The following is a 21287-nucleotide window of genomic DNA, read 5'->3' as shown; positions in this document are numbered from 1 at the left end:
TATGATGAAAAAACGAAACATAAAGCAAATCCTTCTGGCCGCTGTTTTCTTCGCTTCGGCCATGGCCACGGCGCAGCAGGATCCGCAATACACGCACTATATGTACAACATGAGCGTCATCAACCCCGGCTACGCCACAGACACACCCGGCGTGATCAATGTCGGCGGTTTGTACCGTACGCAATGGGTTGGGGCAGTGGGCGCACCAAAAACCGTCAACGTATTTGGGCATGCGCCGGTAGGGAAACGTTTAGAGGCCGGCCTTTCCATCGTAAGCGACGAAATCGGTGACGTGGTCAAGGAAAATAACCTCTATGCGGATATCGCCTATGTAATCCCAACCGGTGAATCGACTAAGATTTCCTTCGGTGTAAAAGCCGGGATTACGTTCTTCAACGCCGATTTCAATGGCTTCCAATATTCGGACACGACCCCAGATCCAGCCTTCGCGGAGAACATCAACCAAACTTTCCCGAATCTAGGCGTCGGGGCATTCTATTTTGGCGAGCAGTATTACATCGGGTTGTCGGCGCCAAACCTGCTTCGCACCAAACACCTCGAACGTCAAAACGCGATTGCGACCATTGGCGTCGAGGAAATCCATTACTTCTTTACGGGCGGTTACGTGTTCAACGTCAGCGATCGCTTGAAGCTCAAGCCTGCATTCATGGCCAAGGCGGTTTCCGGCGCTCCGGTTTCGCTCGATGTCACGGCCAACATGCTTTACAACAGTTTCATCGAATTTGGCGTGGGTTACCGCATGGACGATTCGGTGGCCGGGCTTGTCGGGGTTTATGTCACACCGGCGTTGCGCATCGGCTATTCCTACGATTACACGCTGACCAACCTCGGGAATTTCAACTCAGGCACGCACGAATTCTTCCTCTTGTACGACATCGGTTCAGACACCGGCGCCAAAGGAAAAGGCTATGACAAATCACCACGATTCTTCTAATATGACCAGCATGAAAAAGTACCTTTATTTGATTTGTACGTTGAGTGTGACGCTGGCCTCGGCACAGAAGATCAGCGAGAAACAGGCCGATAAACTCTTCGCGGAGCGTTCCTACGTGAAAGCGGCCGCCATGTACGAGCAGTTGCCGCAAAGCCAGAAAGTGTTGCAGAACATGGGCGATGCGTATTTCAACAACTTCCAGATGAAAGATGCGGCGCGCGCCTACGGGCAAATGTTCGCCACGGCAAAAGACAGCATCAACAAGGAATACCAGTTCAGGTACGCACACGCGCTCATGGGCACCGGCGATTATACGAAGGCCGATTCCATCATGGCGATTTACCTCAAATTCCCGGTCAATACGCCCAAATTCATGGCCAACCTCAAGCGCAACCTGCCTTGGAATTACATCATCCAACCCATGGCCAAGAACACCAGCAACGGCGATTTCGGGATTGCGTTCTATGGAGACAAAGTTGCCTTTTCGTCTTACAGGAACGCCGCCGCCGGGCCATACGGTTGGAATGACAAGCCGTTTCTGGATTTGTACAACGCCAGTGTGTCCGACAAAGGATTGCTCACCGGCATCCAGCCATTCCCGAAATCCATCAACACCAAAACCCACGAAAGCAACCCGACATTTTCCGCGGACGGCCGTGTCATGTTCTTCAGCCGTACCAACACGAAAAGGGTAGAAGTCAATGGAGAAAAAGTGGCGCACGTGAGTATTTACCGCGCCGAGTTCCAGAACAACGATTGGGTGAACGTCACACGCGTGCCGTTCTCGTCAGACAATTATTCTGTAGAACACCCGACGCTCACGCGAGATGGCAAGAAGCTGTATTTTTCGAGCGACATGCCCGGAGGGCAGGGTTCTTTTGATTTGTATGTCGTCGATGTCAATGAAGACGGCACATTCGGGACGCCAACCAACATGGGCACGAGCATCAACACGCCGCACCGCGAACAATTCCCGTTCATCTCAGACGACGGTACCATTCTGTATTTCGCTTCCGACGGCCACCAAGGCATGGGCGGATTGGACATTTTCTCCAGCAAGGCCTATGACGGCGTATTTGCAAAACCGGTAAACCAGGGCGAAACCATCAACACCGGCATGGACGATTTCGGTTACATCATCAACGACAAAACACACAAAGGTTATCTCGCGTCTAACCGCAAAGGCTCAGACAACCTATACAGCTTCTACAAAGAAGAAAACGAGGAAAGCTATTTCGTGGAAGGCGAGGTCAAGGACAAGAACACCAAAGATCCGCTGCCGGGCACAACCGTAAGCCTGTACGACCCGGATACCAACCAACTCATCGCGCAAATCGTTGTGGGCGCACAAGCCGAATACGGTTTCGTGACCGAACCGAACAAAAAATACCGCATCGAGGCCATCAAGGATTTCTACATCCCGCACGCCGAAGAATTCACCACCAACGAACAAGGCAAGTTGCGTTACACCATCGAGTTGTTCATGGAATGCTATGACGACGCCGAGGAAATCATCAACAAACGCCAGGACGGCAAAGTCCAGATCGTGCTCGAGAACATCTATTTCGACCTCGACAAATGGGACATCAAGCCAGACGCCGCGCGCATCCTGGACGTGCTCGTCGACCTGCTCCGGAAATACCCGGCCATGGAAATCGAAATCGGCGCGCATACAGACTCTCGCGCATCAGACATGTACAACCTCTTACTGTCCAACCGCCGCGCGGCCTCCACGCTCGAATATCTCGTCAAGCAAGGCATCAAACGCAAACGCCTGCGCTCCAAAGGCTACGGCGAACGCGTACAACTCGTGAAATGCGGCAACGACTGCTCCGAGGGCGAACATTCCATCAACCGCCGCTGCGAGTTCATCATCCTGAAGTAGTAGGAAGAAGAAAGATCGCTTCGCTGAAAGAGGAATGACCGCTTCGCTGAAAGAGCAAAGACCGCTCCGCTGAAAGAGGAAAGAAAGAAAAGTTAGTTTAGTAGTTCGTAATGTGAAGCCGGCTTGTGCGAGTCGGCTTTTTTTTTGGAGCTATTTCCGGCTGTCCGCTGTATCTTTTGCTCCGTTGCACTGCGCAAAAGGATGTCGCTTCCATCCGGGCTAGGGGTTTTGTCGTAGCCGCGACATCCGGCCTTTCTTTTGGACTTGGTCCAAACCGAGGCATTTTTTCTTTTAGAAAAAGAAACAAAATATTGCCTACCGGCGGTTTACTTTTGCCTTGACGCAAAAGTAACAAAAGGTCAAGGCTCACGAACCAGTCTTGAAAACTACGTCAAAGCTTCGATACAATACCTAGCCGTTCCTCCTTTGGTCGTCACTCTACGGTATTTCCGCGTCAGCTTTTTCCTTGTTTTCTTACGCCTTGGGTTCGTAGGCCGAAGAACCAAACCGAAACCATTGTGGAAACAATGGTAATTTACCTAACCGGAAGCCAATTTTGGAAACGTCCTTACTTCGGGCGCTGCGTTAGCGAGCCGAAATAATAAAATGTTCCGCTTAGTCGCGGCGTACGTGAAATTGGCGTTTAGAAAAAATCGGAATCAAAGCGCGTGCGTTCAAAAGAAATTCTGTTTGAGCCGCAGGCGAGTTAATTTCTTTTCGCGCTCGATTCGATTTTTTTAGCCAATTTCATGGCCGCATCGCCTTTTGCTACTTTGCGGCGAGGCAAAGTTGAAAAAAACCGCGGCAGCGAAAAAAAAAAGGTTTGGACGAAGTCCAAACCCTCAATGTCAGGAAGTGGAAAATAAGTTAAAACTTATTTTCCACTTCCGCAGCCTGCAACATCAAATAATGCAAATCCGTATTCTTGACGAAAGGCTTCAGCAATTCAGCACCCGGCCCGAATGCGCAGCATTCTACATAATCGCCAGAATGTTCCATAGAAATCCAGCCTACGGAGTTGGTTTTCTTCTGCATTTCGGCGAATGCCTTGAACGGCAGTTTTTTATAGTTGTACAGGCCGTCTTCGCTCTTTTTATTGAGGTCTTGATAGTAAGAGATAATTTCCTTGGCGTCGTCGTCAGAAATGGTCGTGCCGTTTGTGGCCGCAATCAGTTCCCGGATCTGCGTCGTAGAGGACTGAGGCGTAATGGCATTCAAAATCCATTCGTTGGTCTTGGTATAACGCTGGATGCGGTCAAAATTCTCGTTGGCCGATGTGCCATAAATAATCCCTGGGTTGGCGTTGCCGTGGTCTGTTGTGATGATGACCAACGTTTCCTTGTCTTTTTCGGCGAAATCAATCGCCACCTTGATGGCGTCGTCAAACGCGATTTGGTCATACAACAAAGCCGCTACGTCATTGGCGTGCGCGCCCCAGTCCACTTTTCCGCCCTCGATCTGCATGACGAATCCTTTCGGATGGTTCTTCATCTGGTCAATCGCTTTTTGCGCCATTTCGGCCAATGTAGGCGTATTCTTTTGAAGTTCCGCGTCGTTTTCCCGGTCAATGGAAAAGGGTAAGGCATCGTCGCCGAAAACGCCCAACAGTGGTTTTCCGCTGGCGGCCAACATCTCGTTGCGGGTGCGCGCCACGTGCCAGCCTTTTTCCTGGAACGACGCATACATGTCTTTTTTGTCCTTCCGGCGATCGGCCGAAAAGTATTTGTGGCCGCCGCCCATCATTACATCAAAACCCAATTCAAGATATTGTTCCGCGATTTCGCTTTGTTCGCCGCGGCTGGCCTGATTGACGCAGAAACCGGCGGGCGTGGCGTGTGTAATGGGAACCGTCGTCACGCACCCGACTTTCTTCCCGGCGCGTTTGAACTTTTGCAAAATGGGCAGATATTTCTCGCCACTTGCCGACATGTTCAACGCACCATTCGGTACGCGTACGCCGCCGCCCCAACTGGAGCTTCCCGCCGCCGAATCGGTCACGATGGAACTTGCCGAGGCCGTGTCCATGAGTGCACGCGCGACGCGGTTGTCTTTGTAGAGTTGCATCCAATGCGTGCCTTGGCCAAGTTTCCGGTTCTTGAGCAAATCGGCCATATTGAGCGTGCCCGAACTCATCCCGTCCGACACCATAAAAATGATGTTTTTCGCCTTCTTACCTTTGGACAGAACATCGAAAGAGCCAGTGCCTGCAGATAGTTCGAGCGGGCTGATCAGGGTTGTGCCGAGTGCGGCAAGCGAGCCGTTTCGGAAGAATTTTCTTCTGTTCATAAGAATTGGGTTTCGAAGCGTAAAGGTAAAAAACTTCGCCGCAGCCGTGTTATGCCAAAGTCAAATGTTCTCAGTATTTTTTGATGAAATGGTACGCGATGAAAATCAATGCGAACAATACGAAATCAAAGCGGTTGAACCAACGCCGGTACACCCAGCCGCGGTTCACGACAAACGCCCAGACTGGCAATTGGACCAGCGCATACCACCAGATTTTGTCCAGGTTTCGCCACGCCTGTACGCAGCTTTTATCATGGAATACATCAGACAATTCCAGCATGATCGGCGAAATGATGACGGTATAAAGAAAGAAGCGTTGCCAGTATTTTGCGTTGGTCTGTTCAATCAGGTAACAGGCCGCCACGCAAATCACGAAATCAATCAGGTTCAAGAAAATCGTCCCGATGATTTGCCGTTCGGTGTAAAAGCCTGATTGCGGCAGCCATTGGCAACCATAGTGGAAAATGTACTCCACGACGATTACTTTCTGCAGCCACAGCCAGCCCAAGCAAATCAATGCGAGTGTTATTTTCCCCAAATGCGTCATCTCGCTAATATACATTTTTAACTTATGCCATAGTGCAATTCGTATCTTTGGCCTTGAAAATTAATGACATGACCAAACCTTTCCTTTTCGCGTTGCTGTTTTCGGCAGTGGCCTTTGCGCAATCACCATGGCCATCGGTCAATTGGAATACAGCCGACAACCTGACCGCCGTCATGAATACCGACGGCATCAATGATTTGAGCGGATTGCATTGGAACCCGGTGACGCAGCGTTTATATTGCGTACAAGGAGACGGACGGCTGCGGATTTTGCAGATGAACGCCTCGGCTACCGGCTTCACTCAAATCGCGAACCGCACGTTGCCGGACGGTCCGGAAGGCATTACGCAAGTTGATTTTTCGGCCAATGAATTTTACACCATCGACGAAAACAATTATGAGATCAGGAAGTTTACCCACAACGGCAGTTTCGGTAACCTGACCGAGTCGCGCCATTGGGATTTACTGCAATCGCCCTCGCCGATGGAAGACACGGGCAACACCGGTACGGAAGGCATCGTCTTTATCCCTGATGCGGCGCTGGCCGAAGCCGGTTTTGTAAGCCAGCAAACGGGGAATTTGTATGTGTCACAGAAAGGCATGGGCGGGTTGCTGTTCGTGGCGCACCAGGACGAAGGCTACCTTTGGGTGTTCGACGTGAACCCGGCCGTGAATAACGATTTTCTGTACGTAGGGAAATACGAAACCAACCGGCTCGAAAGTACCGATCTGGCGTTTGACCGTACCACCGGAATGCTCTACATCTTGCACAACATCGACGCGAATTATCTCGAAGTGACCGATCTGACTTCGGTCGTGACAACGGGTTCGGCCCGCAAATTCAATTTGGTGAACGAGTATTTTCTGCCGAATCCTACCGATGGCAACATCAACATTGAAGCTTTCGCCATCGTGCCGAAATGCCCGGACGACGCGCAGGTTTCGGTCTGGCTCGGACGCGATGTGGAAACCGACGAAGGCGACGCCATCTTGCAGGACTGCTTGCGTTGGTTCATGCCTTTTGTGGCCGATGGCACGTGTCCGCCGCCGCTGCATACCGATATTGCTGACTTAGCCATGTTCAGCATATATCCGAATCCTGGGGAAAATGCCATTACCATCGACTTTACGATTGGTTCCAAAGCCGAAATACAGGTCTTGAACAGCATGGGGCAAACCATCATCAACCGGCGCGCGGACGGCGATGTCGCGTTGGACGTTTCTGGGCTTGCCGCCGGATGGTATGTCATCAAAGTATCGCAAGACGGAAAAACGGCCGTTGTAAAATGGGTGAAGCACTAAGATGGAAACTGCCGCCGCAATCCTGGATTTTCTCGACGTGCACGTCATTTTTTCGCTCTTGCCGTTGCTGGTTTGGCTGTTGCTGATTGAGCGGATTTTCAAGAACCGGTTCCGCACAAAGCAAGTCATCGCGTTGGTGCGATGGATGGTCATTGGCTACACTGTGGTGTCTACGTTGTTTTTCATTGCCGGGATGATTGTTTCTCCCGATGAATTTGCCTTCACACACCGCGCGACCGGGCGATATGCGTTCGCGTATTGGCTGATGTTGATTTGCGCGACGGCTTTCCCGCTGACGTTGTTACACCGGAAACTCGGCCGAAAGCCTTTCTACATTTTGCTGGTCGTCTTTCTGATGAAAATCGGGTTTTACTTCGAGCGGTTCGTGATCATCACCACAAGCCTGCACCGCGATTATGCGCCGGGTTACTTTGATGGCGAAATCCCATTTATCGCGCTGGTGATCGTGTCTTTCCTTTTGCGCGGATTCGTCCTTGCCGTTGTCCTTCTCGCCATTTTTGAACTGCTGGCACGGATGAAATCGGCGCGGCATCCGGAACTGAAAAATTAGCGCAGGTCAATCATGATTTGATTCTTCAGCAAATCCTCAAAGGTTTCCCTTTCCCGGATTAAAATACCTTTTCCGTCACGCCACAACACTTCAGCTGGTTTAAAACGCGAGTTGTAATTGGAACTCATCGAGAAACAGTACGCGCCGGCGTTGCGGAAACACAAAATGTCGCCTTCGCGGATTTCGGTGATGCGCCGGTTGGTGGCGAAGGTATCGGTCTCGCAAATGTAGCCCACGACCGTATAGAAGCGCTCTTTGCCTTTGGGATGCGACAAATTTTCGATGGCGTGTTGCGAGCCATAGAACATGGGCCGGATCAAATGGTTGAAGCCGCTGTCTATGCCCGCAAATACGGTTGACGTGGTTTGCTTGACGACGTTGACTTTGGCGAGGAAAAATCCGGCTTCGCTCACCAGGAATTTGCCGGGTTCAAAGGCCAGCGCAAGCGGCCTTCCGTACGCTTTCTGGAATTGGTTGAACCGTTTCGAGAGTTTCTTGCCCAAATCTTCCACGTCGGTTTCGATGTCGCCTTTTTTGTACGGCACCTTAAACCCCGAACCAAAGTCGATGAAATCCAGTTCCTTGAATTGCGCCGCGGCTTCGAACAGGATTTCGGCGGCATACAGGAATACTTCGATGTCCAGGATGTCTGAGCCGGTGTGCATGTGGATGCCGTTGATGTGCATGCCCGTATTCTCGACGATGCGCAACAGGTGCGGCATCTGGTGGATGGAAATCCCGAACTTGCTGTCGATGTGCCCGACCGAAATATTGTTGTTGCCGCCGGCCATGACGTGCGGGTTGATCCGGATGCATACCGGAACCGTCGGGTGCAGTTGCCCGAAATGTTCCAGCACCGAAAGATTGTCGATGTTGATCTGGACGCCGAGTTGGGCCGCCTGCTCGATTTCCTCGAAAGAAACCCCGTTGGGCGTATAGATGATCCGGTCTGGCGTAAAGCCCGCGTGCAAACCCAATTGCACTTCTTGTAAAGAAACCGTGTCTAGCCCGGCACCTATTTTCTTGAACAGCTGGAGGATGGCGATATTGGACAATGCCTTGACCGCGTAATTGATGCGCAATTGTTCGACTTTGGAAAAGGCGTCGGTGAGGCGTTTGTATTGGCCTTGGATTTTTTCGGCATCGTAGACGTACAGCGGTGCGCCGTGTTGCTGGACAAGATCGAGTAACTGGACAGGATTCATAGGCTGGGCTTTGAAACAAAACTAAACAAATGGTTCCGTTTTGCCGCGCAAGGTTTCATTTTTTACGGCGGCCCGCGTTAGGGATGGAAACGGCATCCTTTTGCGGCGGCGTGAGCAAGCCGGAAAAGATATAGTGGACAGCCCGGGCCGCAGGCAACGCCCATATCCGATAAAATGCAAAAAATAATCGACGAAATGCAATTGGTATTATTTTTTTATTATGTTTGCACCACTGAACTTTCTCTCCAATGGGTTCAGTCTCAATAGAATGAAACTACTACCTACTGCAATTTTGTGCCTGGCCTTGGCTTTGGGCCATGCGCAGCCTAAGAAACCGGACCATGTGCCCGCCGATAACGGCACGGAACTCAACCCGGACGGCACCAACAAATTTGAAAACCCGATCGGGCTTGACCTGCTCGGCGGCAATACCAAAGGCATCACGATTTACCCGAACCCGACCGACGATTTCGTCATGATTTCGGTGGCCGGAAAAGCGTCGGAGAAACGTGAAATCCTGATGACGACACTTACCGGGAAAGAAGTTTGCCACTTGGCCGACAGACGGGAGAATACGTTTTTTGTGGACACGTCTGGCCTCCGCAAGGGCATTTACGTGATTAAGGTGATGTCTGGAAATAAGGTCTACACGAAAAAGTGGGCGCGCCGCTAACCATATAAATCCTGCTTCGGCGGGATTTTTTTAATCGACCACGATGTTCAATTTCTCCAGCGTGACTTCGTAACCGTCATTCTCCACTTGGTTGAGCGTCATGGTGTTTCCGTTTAACCCGTAGCAGCCATAACTTACGCCGTCTATATACAGTGCTTCTGCGCAACTCTCGGGCGTGGCCGGATTGGGCTGGAAGGTGTACAGGTATTCGCCCGATTCCATTAAATCTTGTTTGCTGTCGTCGGTATTGGTGTTCCAGACCGTGACGGTGCCGTTGTTTTCGAATGTCCAGGTGATGGAACCGTCGTTGAAGGTGTCGTTGGTGCCGGCAATGCCGCCGCGTACGCTGACGAGCTTGTACGCGCCGTCGATGGTTTGGGCGCTTCCTTCATCGTTGTTGTTACAGGAAACCCATGTGGCCGCCGCAAACGCGAAAAGTAATGGTTTGATTTTCATGACAAATGTTTTTAGGTTTTCTAGCAGATGTGAAAGTGAAAAAAGGGTTGCTTCGGGATGAAATTTCCGGAATTTCATCGACGAACGTCACGCCCGATGTGAGTGATAGAGTATTTTTCCCGTTTGACGATTTTTTATAGCGTGACGAATCTTTGTTGCTACGTTTGGTAAAATTTTCGGGAGATGAAACACGCCAAGAAAGCATCCAATCCGGTATATCGCGAAGAATACCTCAAAGGCTATGAAGCCGGACTTGACCCATACAATTCGTGCGAAGGAAAGGTGCTGAGCGCCGCTTATACCGACGGTTTTGAGTTCGGACGGTCCGAATACGAAGGCCTGAACGGATTCTTGTGTCTGGGCATCCCGAAACGCATCGTGACCAAAAGCACGCTGGAGGATTTCCTGCTGGCAGGTATGCTCGGCCTGTCTGTGGACGCCGACGGTTTTACACCTTTTCAACTGGACGTGATTGAAGTCTGGTACCGCAACGGGATTGACCAATACAATCCGGAGCAATCTGAGTATTTGCGCGCCGTGTTGGAAGCCGTTGACGTTGAACTTTCCTATTGAATCTAAATCATCAGTATCATTTCGGGGCGTTTTATCGGCGTTTGATGCGGCGACTTTAAGTTTTGTTGCGGGAAGACCGTAATGGGGCTGTATCCCGATTGCCGAAATTTACCGTAGGGCGGGCACGGGCATGGCCTTGATGACGTGTTCTTATCTTCTTTACTTTTTGCAATCGAATCTTCTTTACTTTTTACGATCGAATTGATTTCGGCATATCCTAAATTTCCTTATTTTTGTTCCACTTTTTAAAGTCAACAAACTCATTATGGATATACACGAATACCAAGGCAAGGAAATTCTCGCGTCATACGGCGTAAAGACCCAACGCGGCCACGTGGCCAATAACCCGCAGGAAGCCGTGGCCATGGCCAAGCAACTGACTGCGGAAACCGGAACCGGATGGCACGTCATCAAGGCGCAGGTGCACGCCGGCGGACGCGGAAAAGGCGGCGGCGTTAAGCTTGCCAAGAACTTGCAGCAAGTAGAAGAGTTGGCCGAACAGATCATCGGGATGCAACTCATCACGCCACAAACGCCACCTGAAGGCAAGAAAGTCCACAAAGTACTCATTGCCGAAGACGTGTATTATCCTGGCGAAAGCGAAACCCGTGAATTCTACATGTCGGTTTTGCTCAACCGTGGCAAAGGCCGCAACATGATCATGTACTCTACCGAAGGCGGTATGGATATCGAAGAAGTAGCCGAAAAGACACCGCACCTTATTTTTACCGAGGAAATCGATCCGTCGGTTGGTTTGCAGGCTTTCCAAGCGCGCCGCATCGCATTTAACCTCGGGCTGTCGGGTATGGCGTTCAAGGAAATGACGCAGTTCGTAGATGCTTTGTACAAAGCGTACATCGGTGCCGATGCTACGATGTTTGAGATCAACCCGGTGTTGAAGACGTCCGACAATAAAATCATCGCGGTGGATGCGAAAGTAAACCTCGACGACAACGCGTTGTACCGTCATCCGAAATTGGCCGAAATGCGCGACATCCGTGAAGAGAATGCTATTGAAGTGGAAGCGAAAGCGGCTGGCCTGAACTATGTTGACCTCGACGGAACCGTAGGTTGCATGGTAAACGGCGCCGGATTGGCGATGGCGACCATGGATTTGATCAAGTACGCAGGTTATGAGCCGGCGAACTTCCTCGACGTGGGCGGAACAGCAGACGCAAAACGCGTGGAAACGGCCTTCAAGATCATCTTGAAAGACCCGAACGTAAAAGCGATCCTGATCAATATTTTCGGCGGCATCGTGCGTTGCGACCGCGTGGCCGAAGGTGTCATTGAAGCCTACAAGAACATGGGCGACGCGATCAAAGTACCGATCATCGTTCGTCTCCAAGGAACGAATGCAGAACTCGCCAAGGAAATGATCGACAACTCAGGTATGCCGATCCTCTCGGCGGTGCAGTTCCAAGAAGCGGCCGACCGCGTGAAGGAAGCGCTTGGGTAATTAATAATTGATAGTTAATTATTATGAATAATTAAAATCCCGGTTTAGGCCGGGATTTTTTTATTCTTTGCGGACTGCGACGGTTTTCTTCTGCGCGTCCCAGTAAAGTTTGTACTTGTTTTCTTCAAACCAAGCACGCCAAGCCTTTAAGATATGGTCTGGCGGGAAAACCGGAAACTCAAAGGTTCCTTCCAGTTCATAGGTTATGCCCGTGGTCTCTATCAGGAAGCCGCGGGCTTCATACAAACCACTCATGTCGATTTCGTGTTTTTCATAGGCGACTTTCTCGAGCGCGGTAAGCTTGTTCAGGAAAATTTCCTGGGCGTTTTGCGCGATCGCGGGCAATAGATTGAAAAGCAGTAATAGGATAAAAAATCTCATGGCACGTTTGATGACTTGACGTTAACGCGGCATTTTGTCCATATCCATATGCAACACGTTCCAGCGGTGGCCGTCTGGGTCGGTGAAGCCGCAGCCGTACATCCAACCTTGGATTTCCGTGGGTTGGCTGAATACGGTGCCGCCATGTGTTGCGGCTACGCGCGCGAGCGCTTCCACTTCCTCACGGCTTTCGGCATCGATGGAAAGCAACATTTCGCTACCCGCGCTGGTGTCTGAAATTTTGGTCATCATGAAATTTTCCATCTGTTCATAAGAGAACAACATCAGCACGGCATTTTGCTGCCCGATCAGGAAACAAGCCGAATCGGCCGCGCCCATGTGGTTGTTTTCCGTGAAGCCGATTGCGTTGTAGAATGTGCGCGATTGGGCGATGTCTTTTACGGGAAGGTTGAGCCAGAATTGCTTGGTCATGGTAATCGTTATTTGCTTGGTTTTTTACCGTTCTTGAATTTGACTTTCTCAACCGGCGATGTGGGTTTGGCCTTGGCTTTCTGTCCTGATGGTTTCCCGGTAAACTTCTTTGCCGGTTTCGCGGTTGGTTTTTTATGGTCGCCGGCCGTCTTGGTGTTGAGCGCTTTTGGGAAGGCCGCCGCTTGCACTTTGTTTTGGGCCAACACGTCATTCGGGTTTTTCGGATTTTCCTTGGTGCCGCGCAGATGGATCACCAATCCGTTGAGGAAATTGCGCAGGACTTGATCGCCGCATTCCACATATTTCGGATGGTCGGTATTGCGGAAGAAATTCCCGATTTCCCCTTTGGAGATGCGGAAATCCACCAATTCCAGGATGTCGACGATTTGGTCGTCGCGCAACATCAGCGCCACGCGGAGTTTCTTGAAAATATCGTTGTTGTTCATGGGATGCGTAACGGGTTAGTGATTGTTTTGATATTCGACATTCGACCTCTAAAAAAGCCAAAGATACGCTTTCGCGAATGATTCGCGCCACAATTTTTCGTTGTGCTGTCCGCCTTTGACGACGACGGTTTTGTTCAGTTTGAGGCAGGCGCAACGGTTGGCGTCGAGCAAGTGCTCCATTTTTTTAATGTCGCCCACCACATCGTCTTCCTTGCTTTCGCTGTCGCCGGCCAGGAAGTAGATTTTCGCCTTGTTTTTCGGCGCTTGTTCCATCAGTTTGTATATATCGTCGGTGTACCAGAAGGAAGGCGAGAACACGCCGGCTTTTCCGAAAACCGTTGGGTATTTCAACACGGCGTAAAACGATACCAATCCGCCGAGCGAACTCCCGAAAATCGCGGTGTTCTTGACATCGGGTTTTGTGCGATAATTTTTGTCGATGTGAGGTTTGAGCGTGGTCACGATGAAATCCAAATAGTTATCCGCTTTTCCGCCGCCATATTTCGGGTTCGGATAGGGCGTCAGTTCTTCGATCCGTTTCTCGTTGCCGTGTGCAATGCCTACGACGATGACTTGCGCTTTGAGGCTGTCCAGGGTTTCATCGACCTGCCATTCGCCAGAAAAGCTCGTGGATTTGTCGAACAGGTTTTGTGCGTCGTGCATGTAGATCACGGGCAACTTTTTCTTCGAGGCTTTGTAGTTCTCCGGAAGGTAAAGCCAGATTTTCCGCGCACCGCCCAATTGCGGCGCATCGATCATAAAAGTGGAAACGTTCTTCGATGCCGTGCTTTGGGCGTGCAATGCGCTGCCACAGAAAAGCACCGACGTTAGGATGGACAACAGCAATTTTTTCATCGGCTAAAAATACGCCGAAAATCAATGCAGTACTTCATACAAAACCATTTCCTGTTGTTTGTTTTTCAACATGACTTGGCCGATTTTCTCGCAGTGGAACGATTGCTTCACTTTTTCATAAGACGATTCGGTGATGATGATTTGCCCGCTGGTGGCAGCACTTTGCAACCGTTGCGAGGTGTTCACCGTATCGCCGATGACGGTATAATCCAGCCGTTTGAGCGTTACCGACCCGATGTTGCCCGAAATCATCTCGCCGCTGTTGATCCCGATGGAAACCTGTGGCGCGAACGTCTTTTCCTGTGGCAGCGCCGCAATTGCCTTCCGGATGGCCAGGCTGGCTTCGATGGCGCGGTCCAGGTGGAAATCGCCTTTGAACACCGCCATGATGCAGTCGCCGATGAATTTGTCGATGATGCCGCCTTGCGCAATGATTTCCTTGACCATGACGTCGAAATAGTCGTTGAGCAGTTTGACAACGGTATCAGGCGATTCTTTTTCGCTGATGGCCGTAAAGCCGCAGATGTCGATGAACGCCACGGTCGCCTCGATGGTTTCGTTGTCGGTGAGCGAGGTTTCGTATTCGCGCGAGCCCATGAAGTTGAGCACATTTTCATCGACGTACATTCTCAGAATGTTGTTTTCCTTGATGGCTTGGAATGTTTCCTTGAGTTGCGTGACGTGTTTCGCGGTTTTCTCGATGGTCAATTCCAGGTCTTCGAAATTGATGGGTTTGGTCACGAAGTCAAACGCGCCGCGGTTCATGGCCGTACGGATGTTGTCCATGTCGCCATAGGCCGAAACCATCACGGTCTTCAATAACGGATTGGTACGCGCCAATTCGCCGAGCAACGTCAGTCCGTCCATTTCGGGCATGTTGATGTCGCTCAAGACCAAATCGATGTCTGGGTTTTCGCCCAACTTTTCGATGGCATGGTTGCCGTTGGCCGCAAAGACGAATTCGTATTCCTGCTGCCTGATTTTTTGCCGGAATTTCTGCCGGATGAGCACTTCCAAATCTGGCTCATCGTCGGCGACCAGTATTTTCGTCATGACGTGAAGTGTTTTAGTTTTTCTTTCAAAACGGTAAAGTCTACGGGCTTGGTAAGGAAATCATCGGCGCCCAATGCCATGGCCTTATCGTAATTCTCGCCATCGCCGTACGCGGTGATCATCATCACAACAGCCGGCGGGTTTGTATGCCGCTGCTTGATTTCACGCAGCAGTTCCAGGCCGCTCATGCCCGGCATGTTGATGTCCGACAAAATCAACACGGCTTCGTGCGCGTGCGCCTGCAGATAACCGATGGCTTCGTGGCCCGAAAATGCAAAATTCAGGTTGATTTCGCCACTTCTCAGCTCTTTCCGGAACCGCTGTTCAAAGAGTGGCTGCATGTCCATTTCGTCGTCTACAACCAGTATTTTCATGTCGGCAAGTTTATGGTGAATGTGGTGTATTGGCCGGGTTCGCTCTTGATGTCGATCGTGCCGCCATGGCCTTTGGTGATGATGTCGTAACTCAACGAAAGCCCAAGGCCGGTGCCTTCGCCCGTGGGCTTGGTGGTAAAGAACGGCTGGAATATCTTCTCCCGGATGGCTTCGGGAATGCCGTTGCCATTGTCGGTGACCGAAATGGTTACGCGTTTTCCGCTCTTTTTCGTCGTGACCGAAACGGTGGGTTTGTAACCCTCGATGCCCGACTTCTTTTTCTCATTCACCGCATGGAACGCATTGGTGATCAGGTTCAATATCACGCGCCCGATGTCTTGCGCCACGACGTTGACTTTCCCGACGGATGTGTCGAAATCGGTGGCCAGTTCGGCGTTGAAACTCTTGTCCTTCGCCCGCAGGCCGTGATAGGCCAGGCGCAGGTATTCGTCGGCCAGCGCGTTGAGGTCTGTGGGTTCTTTCTGCCCGGACGATGTGCGCGAATGTTGCAGCATGCCTTTCACGATGGCATCGGCGCGTTTGCCGTGATGGTTTATTTTCTCCAGGTTTTGCTTGATGTCGGTGAGGATTTCGGCGATCAAGGCTTCGTCCTGCCGGTCTTTCGGTTTCTGTTGTTCGTCTACTAATTCGGCAATCAATTCATTGCTGACTTCAGAGAAATTGTTCACGAAATTGAGCGGATTCTGTATCTCATGCGCAATGCCGGCGGTCAATTCTCCCAGCGAAGCCATTTTCTCCGACTGGACGAGTTGCTGTTGCGTGGCCTTCAGTTCGCCGAGCGCCGCTTCCACTTTTTCCTTTTCCTCCTGCAGCAAATGATTGGCTTTTTGCTTTTGTTTGTTGTTCTTGAACAGGATCAGTACAATGACCAGGACGGCGAGAACGATGGCGCCCAATGCCACGATGATGGAAAGTTGCTGGGTTTTGGCGCGTTTGGCCTCGGCATCTTTCTTCGCTTGTTCGGCTTTCACTTTTTCCTTTTCGTTGGCGAAAGCATGTTGCATCTTGAGTTTCAGCAGTTCCGATTCTTTGCGCTGGTCTTCATATTTATCGCGGTACAACACATATTTTTTTTGGTTTTCATAGGCCGATTTATAATCGCCCATTGCTTCGTATCCTTTGGACAACCCGAGATACGATATGGAAATCATCCAATCATTGTCTGTATTGATAAGCGTTTTATTGGAAACGGTGTAATACCGTAGGCTTTCCGATATATGGTGCTGTCGTTTCTTACCGGCCGATACATCACTGAGCAGCAAGTGACATTCGGCCAATTGGAGATAGGTTTCACGGTGCGACATCTTCCCGGCGGTTTCGGCGTCGAACCGATCGATGAAAAGCTTGAGCGCACTTTCCAGCTTTGATTTTCCGGCTTCAATGTTTTTCTTTGAAATCAGCTCCTTCGCCTGCAGGACATACACTTCCCCGATACAGCCTTTGATCCAAGGCACGCCGTAATCCGGGCTGTTGCTGCCCATTTGCTCAAAGATTTTCAAACCCTCGAACATGCTTTGCAATGCCAATTCATATCGTCCATTGTCTTTATGGCAAATCCCGATATATCCTTTTTTATCGCCAATGGCTGTGGAATCATTCAATTCGATATTCAGCGCCAGCGATTTGTTGAGGTAGTACAATTGCTCCTTGATTTCATCGGCACTTGAATACAGTATGGAAAGGTCTTCATACAAGTATGACATTTCGCGCTTTTTCCCCAGTCGTTCATAGATTTTGAGCGCCTGCATATTGTATTTGTAGCCGGTGATGTAGTCGCTTTTCATTACGTAATGCGTGCGAGAGATTTGCCGATACGTTTCAGCGAGTTGGAACTCATCGCCAGTAGTCTTGAATATTTTCTCTGCTTTTTCCAGGTGCGAGAGGATGTCGGTTATCGAACCTTGCTCGCCATAATATCCGATGCCCCGTAGTGCGATGGCATACATTAAATGTCCTTTTCCCTCGCCGTTTTTGTCGCCGATTTTCTTGGAGAGCGTTAGCGCCAAAGACGCATAATGCAGAAGAGAATCCCGTTGCCTGAGCTCGATATTCTGGCAGAGCTTAATGTAGATGTTCACCCGGGCGGAATCCGGCTTGCTCACTTTGAGTTGCCGGTGCAATTCGGCGACCTTCTTTTTGTTGGTTACATAAGGCTGCGCCGATGCCCAAAGGGGCGACAAAAGCAGTAGCAACAGCATTATTTTTTTCATCGGCTTCATGTAAGGGATTGCGCCAACGGGCAGGAGGGCTGCCGCACCGTCTGTCCCAAAAATAGGAATATATTTCTATTATACCGTTGAATGACAAATTATTATAAATGATTGGCGATGATTGTCTATGAGGTAAAAACACCGTATTTATCGGTGCTTTCGTCGTAAAGTTTTGGATTTATGGCTCGGATGGAATATTTTTACTGAAAACAAATGCCCATGAATACCTACGAACAAAAAATCAGCTTGCTATCCGAAATGATCGAATTCGCCAAAGTGGACGGCGAATTGCACGAACGCGAAATGGAATTCCTTTCGCTGGTGGCCCGCGAACTCAGTATTGATAAACCGGTGTTCATCGACTTGTTCCGTCAACAATCAGACATCCGCGTCATCAAGAGCGAAGCCCAACGCATCCACCAATTCTACCGGTTGGCCTTGCTGATGCACGTAGACGGCAAACTCCACCAAAATGAACACATCGCCATCCGCCAACTCGGCATCAATATGGGATTGAGCCCGGCCGCCATGAACCGCGTGCTGGATCTGATGAAAACCTCGCCGACAGGTATGGTAGAACCGGAGTTGGTTGTTGCGGCTTTTAAGGAACAGCAGAATTAATTGATAATTGATAATGGACAATGGACAATGTCCAGATTGCGCATAAAAAAGGTTCCGCTCTGCGGAACCTTTTTTTAAATTATCAATTATCAATTATCAATTATCAATTGTCAATTGCCTGCAAGGCCTTGATCTCATCCCGCCATTTCGCGGCTTGCATGAAATCCAAATCCTTGGCGGCTTTTTCCATGGCTTTTCGGGCGTCCTTGATTTTCTTTTCGATCTCTGCCTTGGTTAGGTATTGGTTTTCGGGTTCGGAGGCTTTGGCGTCACGTTTTTCCAGATATTGCGTCGCGACCGAATTCCGGCCCAATGCATTTTCGATTTTCTTGTTGAGCGCCTGCGGCACGATGTTGTTCTCTTCGTTGTAAGCCATTTGTTTGGCCCGACGGTAATTCGTCTCGTCGATGGTGCGCTGCATGCTGTCGGTGATGGTGTCGGCATACATGATGGCTTTGCCGTTGACATTTCTCGCCGCGCGTCCTACCGTTTGGGTGAGCGAGCGGTTGCTGCGCAGGAAACCTTCCTTGTCGGCGTCGAGAATCGCCACGAGCGACACTTCAGGCAAGTCCAATCCTTCGCGCAACAGGTTCACACCGATGAGCACGTCGAACAAGCCTTTGCGCAAATCCTGCATGATTTCCACGCGTTCGAGCGTATCGACTTCAGAATGGATGTAGCGGCAACGGATGTCGACTTTCGTTAAATATTTTGTCAGTTCTTCAGCCATTCGTTTGGTCAGTGTCGTCACCAAGACACGCTCGTCCACTTCCACGCGCTGCTGGATTTCCTCGATCAAATCGTCAATCTGGTTCTTGCTCGGCCGTACTTCAATCACCGGATCGAGCAGTCCGGTAGGGCGAATGACCTGTTCCACGTAAATGCCTTCTGATTTCTCGAGTTCGTAATCGGCCGGCGTGGCCGAAACGAAAACCACTTGGTGTTGCATCGCCTCGAATTCCTCGAACTTGAGCGGCCGGTTGTCCATGGCGGCGGGCAATCGGAAACCATACTCTACCAGATTTTCCTTGCGCGAACGGTCGCCGCCGTACATGGCATGCACTTGCGAAATCGTGACGTGGCTTTCGTCGATGACCATCAAAAAGTCCTTCGGGAAGTAGTCGATCAAACAGAACGGACGCGTGCCGGGCAAACGCCGGTCAAGGTAACGAGAATAATTTTCGATGCCCGAACAATAGCCGAGTTCGCGGATCATCTCCAAATCAAAATTGGTGCGTTCTTCCAAGCGTTTGGCTTCAAGGTGTTTGCCGATGCTGTTGAAATAATCCACTTGTTTTACCAAGTCCTGTTGGATTTCCCAGATGGCTTGGTGCAAGATATCGGGCGAAGTCACGAACATGTTCGCCGGATAAATATTGAGTTTGCTGTATTTTTCGATGACGCGCGACGTCTTCGCATCAAACGCCTCGATTTCCTCGATTTCGTCCCCGAAGAAATGGATGCGGAACGGTTCGTCGCCGTAGCTCGGGAATATTTCCACGGTGTCGCCCTTGATGCGGAATGTGCCCGGCGTAAAGTCGGCTTCGGTGCGCGCATACAGGCTTTGTACGAGTTTGTGCAGCAATTTCGTCCTGGAAATAACCTGCCCGGAATGTATCGAAATCACATTCTTCTGGAATTCCACCGGGTTGCCGATGCCGTACAGACAGGATACGGAAGCCACCACGAGCACATCACGCCGCCCGGACAATAGGGCAGAGGTTGTGCTCAATCGCATTTTTTCCAGTTCCTCGTTGATGGACAAGTCCTTTTCAATGTACAAACCGGTTACGGGAATGTAGGCTTCCGGCTGGTAATAATCGTAGTACGACACGAAATACTGGACGGAATTGTTCGGGAAGAACTGCTTGAATTCGGAATACAATTGCGCAGCAAGCGTTTTGTTGTGCGCCAGTACGAGTGTCGGGCGTTGCACTTCCTGGATGACGTTGGCCATCGTAAAGGTTTTGCCCGAACCGGTCACGCCGAGCAATGTCTGGAATTTTTCGCCGTGGTTGATGCCCGCAGACAATTTTTCGATGGCCTGCGGTTGGTCGCCCATGGGCTTGTAATCGGATATGACCTCAAACTTCATAGCTAGGAATAAGTCTCACAATTTACGAATTATCGCGCGGCCTGCCAACGGCATCCCAAACGTTTATTCCAGCACGTAGGTTTGCTGGTCGGTTTCAGATAAGTTGAAATAGCCCAACGCGAAATTGGCCGCATCGGTCTGGTTGACGATGTTCCCGCGAACCGTAGCCGGCGGCGTCCCGAATGGCCCGTCGCTGCCTTGTGCAATCAAAATGAGTTTGGCCATGTATTCAAAATACCGCTTGGAAACGCCATATAATGTGATGTCGATCGTGTCGCCGCTTTCAATGTCTTCGTTGCTGTAATAACCGAAGAACTCGTTGCCGTTGTAGAATTCGTCGTCGCTGACATCGAAAGACGGCACCGCATTGATGCTCGGTTTGTAGCGGAACAGGTAATAATCCTGCGTCGCGCCCGGATCGTTGAAATACGTTTTGATTTCGATGTCTTCGCCCGTAAAACCGCCTTCGTTGTTCTGTTCGATCAATGTAATCTCAGCTACCGGTTTCAGGATTTCGGTGGCAGTGTATAAATCGCCGCCGAGCAGTACCGACATGACATAGGTTTCATTGAGTTGCGGAACGAAATCATGGCAAAGGTAAATGCCCGAAGCCGGTACTTCTTCGGCGAAGTTGAACACTTGCCCAGCCGAATTGGTCACGGTGATGATGGCGCCCGAAACCGTCGGGATGTTGGTGTCGTAAAACCCGGTGGTCGTGGACAGCTTGATCTGCTGTTCGTTGCCCGCACTGCCTTTCGGCCATTGGATCGACGCATCGATGACCAAGCGCGGCGCTGCCGTATCCAGATCGACATCCACGACGTCTTCGCAGGAAACCAAACCTAAACTGATAATGGACAATAGGAAGTATGTAAATTTTTTCATGGC

Annotated in this window: 21 protein-coding genes; 8 read left to right on the top strand and 13 right to left on the bottom strand. The window is 50.5% G+C overall.

Going from position 1 to position 21287, the window contains the following annotated elements; translation table 11 throughout:
• Position 1 precedes the first annotated feature (1 nt).
• Both ACM9J1_RS13130 and ACM9J1_RS13125 read left to right on the top strand, forming a co-directional pair.
• Positions 2-955: a PorP/SprF family type IX secretion system membrane protein gene (locus ACM9J1_RS13130; protein WP_415582527.1), complete on the top strand. Its 954-nt coding sequence runs from the start codon at positions 2-4 to the stop codon at positions 953-955.
• Between the two features lie 10 nt (positions 956-965).
• On the top strand, positions 966-2840 hold the full coding sequence (locus ACM9J1_RS13125) for an OmpA family protein (RefSeq protein ID WP_415582526.1): 1875 nt from the start codon (positions 966-968) through the stop codon (positions 2838-2840).
• Positions 2841-3707: 867 nt separating this feature from the next.
• Here the strand turns inward: ACM9J1_RS13125 and ACM9J1_RS13120 are convergent.
• Together ACM9J1_RS13120 and ACM9J1_RS13115 are read right to left on the bottom strand one after the other, a co-directional pair.
• Positions 3708-5126 carry an alkaline phosphatase gene (locus ACM9J1_RS13120; RefSeq protein WP_415582525.1) on the bottom strand — a complete coding sequence of 473 codons (1419 nt, stop codon included), beginning with the start codon at positions 5124-5126 and terminating at the stop codon, positions 3708-3710.
• Positions 5127-5196: 70 nt separating this feature from the next.
• On the bottom strand, positions 5197-5688 hold the full coding sequence (locus ACM9J1_RS13115) for a hypothetical protein (RefSeq protein ID WP_415582524.1): 492 nt from the start codon (positions 5686-5688) through the stop codon (positions 5197-5199).
• Between the two features lie 53 nt (positions 5689-5741).
• On the opposite strand from ACM9J1_RS13115, the gene ACM9J1_RS13110 reads away from it, so the two are divergent.
• Complete coding sequence (locus ACM9J1_RS13110) at positions 5742-6974, top strand: T9SS type A sorting domain-containing protein (protein WP_415582523.1); 1233 nt, start codon at positions 5742-5744, stop codon at positions 6972-6974.
• Between the two features lies 1 nt (position 6975).
• The gene (locus ACM9J1_RS13105) at positions 6976-7545 is read left to right on the top strand and encodes a hypothetical protein (RefSeq protein WP_415582522.1); all 570 of its coding nucleotides are present in this window, start codon (positions 6976-6978) and stop codon (positions 7543-7545) included.
• Here ACM9J1_RS13105 and lysA read toward each other — a convergent pair.
• Positions 7542-8750, bottom strand: a complete 1209-nt coding sequence (gene lysA, locus ACM9J1_RS13100) for a diaminopimelate decarboxylase (RefSeq protein ID WP_415582521.1) — start codon at positions 8748-8750, stop codon at positions 7542-7544. The two genes, ACM9J1_RS13105 and lysA, sit on opposite strands and share 4 nt — an antisense overlap.
• Positions 8751-9018: 268 nt before the next feature.
• Here lysA and ACM9J1_RS13095 point away from each other — a divergent pair, with 268 nt between their 5' ends.
• A complete protein-coding gene (locus ACM9J1_RS13095; RefSeq protein ID WP_415582520.1) occupies positions 9019-9423 on the top strand; it encodes a T9SS type A sorting domain-containing protein in 405 nt (134 codons plus the stop codon).
• Between the two features lie 30 nt (positions 9424-9453).
• Here ACM9J1_RS13095 and ACM9J1_RS13090 read toward each other — a convergent pair whose 3' ends face one another.
• A complete protein-coding gene (locus ACM9J1_RS13090; protein WP_415582519.1) occupies positions 9454-9879 on the bottom strand; it encodes a hypothetical protein in 426 nt (141 codons plus the stop codon).
• Between the two features lie 183 nt (positions 9880-10062).
• Between ACM9J1_RS13090 and ACM9J1_RS13085 the strand changes: the two genes are divergently transcribed.
• Positions 10063-10452, top strand: coding sequence for a hypothetical protein (locus ACM9J1_RS13085; protein WP_415582518.1), 390 nt, complete (start codon positions 10063-10065; stop codon positions 10450-10452).
• A gap of 265 nt (positions 10453-10717) precedes the next feature.
• Positions 10718-11911, top strand: a complete 1194-nt coding sequence (gene sucC / locus ACM9J1_RS13080) for an ADP-forming succinate--CoA ligase subunit beta (RefSeq protein ID WP_415582517.1) — start codon at positions 10718-10720, stop codon at positions 11909-11911.
• A 60-nt stretch (positions 11912-11971) separates the two neighbouring features.
• On the opposite strand, the gene ACM9J1_RS13075 is transcribed toward sucC, so the two are convergent.
• From ACM9J1_RS13075 to ACM9J1_RS13045, 7 genes are read right to left on the bottom strand one after another with little or no spacing between them, the layout of a single operon-like run.
• Entirely contained in the window at positions 11972-12292 is a 321-nt protein-coding gene (locus tag ACM9J1_RS13075; RefSeq protein ID WP_415582516.1) for a hypothetical protein, read from the bottom strand.
• Positions 12293-12313: 21 nt separating this feature from the next.
• Positions 12314-12724, bottom strand: a complete 411-nt coding sequence (locus tag ACM9J1_RS13070; protein WP_415582515.1) for a VOC family protein — start codon at positions 12722-12724, stop codon at positions 12314-12316.
• A gap of 8 nt (positions 12725-12732) precedes the next feature.
• Entirely contained in the window at positions 12733-13170 is a 438-nt protein-coding gene (locus ACM9J1_RS13065; RefSeq protein ID WP_415582514.1) for a DUF1456 family protein, read from the bottom strand.
• 48 nt (positions 13171-13218) lie between these two features.
• Positions 13219-14025, bottom strand: coding sequence for an alpha/beta hydrolase (locus ACM9J1_RS13060; RefSeq protein ID WP_415582513.1), 807 nt, complete (start codon positions 14023-14025; stop codon positions 13219-13221).
• 21 nt (positions 14026-14046) lie between these two features.
• Positions 14047-15078 (bottom strand): adenylate/guanylate cyclase domain-containing protein, encoded by a 1032-nt coding sequence (locus ACM9J1_RS13055; protein WP_415582512.1) that lies wholly within the window; start codon positions 15076-15078, stop codon positions 14047-14049.
• On the bottom strand, positions 15075-15452 hold the full coding sequence (locus ACM9J1_RS13050) for a response regulator (RefSeq protein WP_415582511.1): 378 nt from the start codon (positions 15450-15452) through the stop codon (positions 15075-15077). The genes ACM9J1_RS13055 and ACM9J1_RS13050 overlap by 4 nt, the downstream gene beginning before the upstream one ends.
• The gene (locus ACM9J1_RS13045; protein WP_415582510.1) at positions 15449-17683 is read right to left on the bottom strand and encodes a sensor histidine kinase; all 2235 of its coding nucleotides are present in this window, start codon (positions 17681-17683) and stop codon (positions 15449-15451) included. The genes ACM9J1_RS13050 and ACM9J1_RS13045 overlap by 4 nt, the downstream gene beginning before the upstream one ends.
• Positions 17684-17902: 219 nt before the next feature.
• Between ACM9J1_RS13045 and ACM9J1_RS13040 the strand changes: the two genes are divergently transcribed.
• Complete coding sequence (locus ACM9J1_RS13040) at positions 17903-18304, top strand: TerB family tellurite resistance protein (protein ID WP_415582509.1); 402 nt, start codon at positions 17903-17905, stop codon at positions 18302-18304.
• A 103-nt stretch (positions 18305-18407) separates the two neighbouring features.
• Here ACM9J1_RS13040 and uvrB read toward each other — a convergent pair whose 3' ends face one another.
• Together uvrB and ACM9J1_RS13030 are read right to left on the bottom strand one after the other, a co-directional pair.
• Complete coding sequence (gene uvrB / locus ACM9J1_RS13035; protein WP_415582508.1) at positions 18408-20399, bottom strand: excinuclease ABC subunit UvrB; 1992 nt, start codon at positions 20397-20399, stop codon at positions 18408-18410.
• Between the two features lie 63 nt (positions 20400-20462).
• Complete coding sequence (locus ACM9J1_RS13030; RefSeq protein ID WP_415582507.1) at positions 20463-21284, bottom strand: DUF4249 domain-containing protein; 822 nt, start codon at positions 21282-21284, stop codon at positions 20463-20465.
• Positions 21285-21287 lie beyond the last annotated feature (3 nt).

Source organism: Flavobacterium longum (genome assembly GCF_965137575.1).
In the GTDB taxonomy this organism is placed as follows: Bacteria; Bacteroidota; Bacteroidia; order Flavobacteriales; family Flavobacteriaceae; genus Flavobacterium; species Flavobacterium longum.
The sequence above is the reverse complement of the archived record's forward strand: the minus strand, read 5'-3'. Positions and strand labels throughout refer to the sequence as shown.

Coding starts and splice junctions, on each gene's coding strand:
- ACM9J1_RS13130 (WP_415582527.1), top strand. CDS start 2: ATGATGAAAAAACGAAACATAAAGCAAATCCTTCTGGCCGCTGTTTTC.
- ACM9J1_RS13125 (WP_415582526.1), top strand. CDS start 966: ATGAAAAAGTACCTTTATTTGATTTGTACGTTGAGTGTGACGCTGGCC.
- ACM9J1_RS13120 (WP_415582525.1), bottom strand. CDS start 5,126: ATGAACAGAAGAAAATTCTTCCGAAACGGCTCGCTTGCCGCACTCGGC.
- ACM9J1_RS13115 (WP_415582524.1), bottom strand. CDS start 5,688: ATGTATATTAGCGAGATGACGCATTTGGGGAAAATAACACTCGCATTG.
- ACM9J1_RS13110 (WP_415582523.1), top strand. CDS start 5,742: ATGACCAAACCTTTCCTTTTCGCGTTGCTGTTTTCGGCAGTGGCCTTT.
- ACM9J1_RS13105 (WP_415582522.1), top strand. CDS start 6,976: ATGGAAACTGCCGCCGCAATCCTGGATTTTCTCGACGTGCACGTCATT.
- lysA (WP_415582521.1), bottom strand. CDS start 8,750: ATGAATCCTGTCCAGTTACTCGATCTTGTCCAGCAACACGGCGCACCG.
- ACM9J1_RS13095 (WP_415582520.1), top strand. CDS start 9,019: ATGAAACTACTACCTACTGCAATTTTGTGCCTGGCCTTGGCTTTGGGC.
- ACM9J1_RS13090 (WP_415582519.1), bottom strand. CDS start 9,879: ATGAAAATCAAACCATTACTTTTCGCGTTTGCGGCGGCCACATGGGTT.
- ACM9J1_RS13085 (WP_415582518.1), top strand. CDS start 10,063: ATGAAACACGCCAAGAAAGCATCCAATCCGGTATATCGCGAAGAATAC.
- sucC (WP_415582517.1), top strand. CDS start 10,718: ATGGATATACACGAATACCAAGGCAAGGAAATTCTCGCGTCATACGGC.
- ACM9J1_RS13075 (WP_415582516.1), bottom strand. CDS start 12,292: ATGAGATTTTTTATCCTATTACTGCTTTTCAATCTATTGCCCGCGATC.
- ACM9J1_RS13070 (WP_415582515.1), bottom strand. CDS start 12,724: ATGACCAAGCAATTCTGGCTCAACCTTCCCGTAAAAGACATCGCCCAA.
- ACM9J1_RS13065 (WP_415582514.1), bottom strand. CDS start 13,170: ATGAACAACAACGATATTTTCAAGAAACTCCGCGTGGCGCTGATGTTG.
- ACM9J1_RS13060 (WP_415582513.1), bottom strand. CDS start 14,025: ATGAAAAAATTGCTGTTGTCCATCCTAACGTCGGTGCTTTTCTGTGGC.
- ACM9J1_RS13055 (WP_415582512.1), bottom strand. CDS start 15,078: ATGACGAAAATACTGGTCGCCGACGATGAGCCAGATTTGGAAGTGCTC.
- ACM9J1_RS13050 (WP_415582511.1), bottom strand. CDS start 15,452: ATGAAAATACTGGTTGTAGACGACGAAATGGACATGCAGCCACTCTTT.
- ACM9J1_RS13045 (WP_415582510.1), bottom strand. CDS start 17,683: ATGAAAAAAATAATGCTGTTGCTACTGCTTTTGTCGCCCCTTTGGGCA.
- ACM9J1_RS13040 (WP_415582509.1), top strand. CDS start 17,903: ATGAATACCTACGAACAAAAAATCAGCTTGCTATCCGAAATGATCGAA.
- uvrB (WP_415582508.1), bottom strand. CDS start 20,399: ATGAAGTTTGAGGTCATATCCGATTACAAGCCCATGGGCGACCAACCG.
- ACM9J1_RS13030 (WP_415582507.1), bottom strand. CDS start 21,284: ATGAAAAAATTTACATACTTCCTATTGTCCATTATCAGTTTAGGTTTG.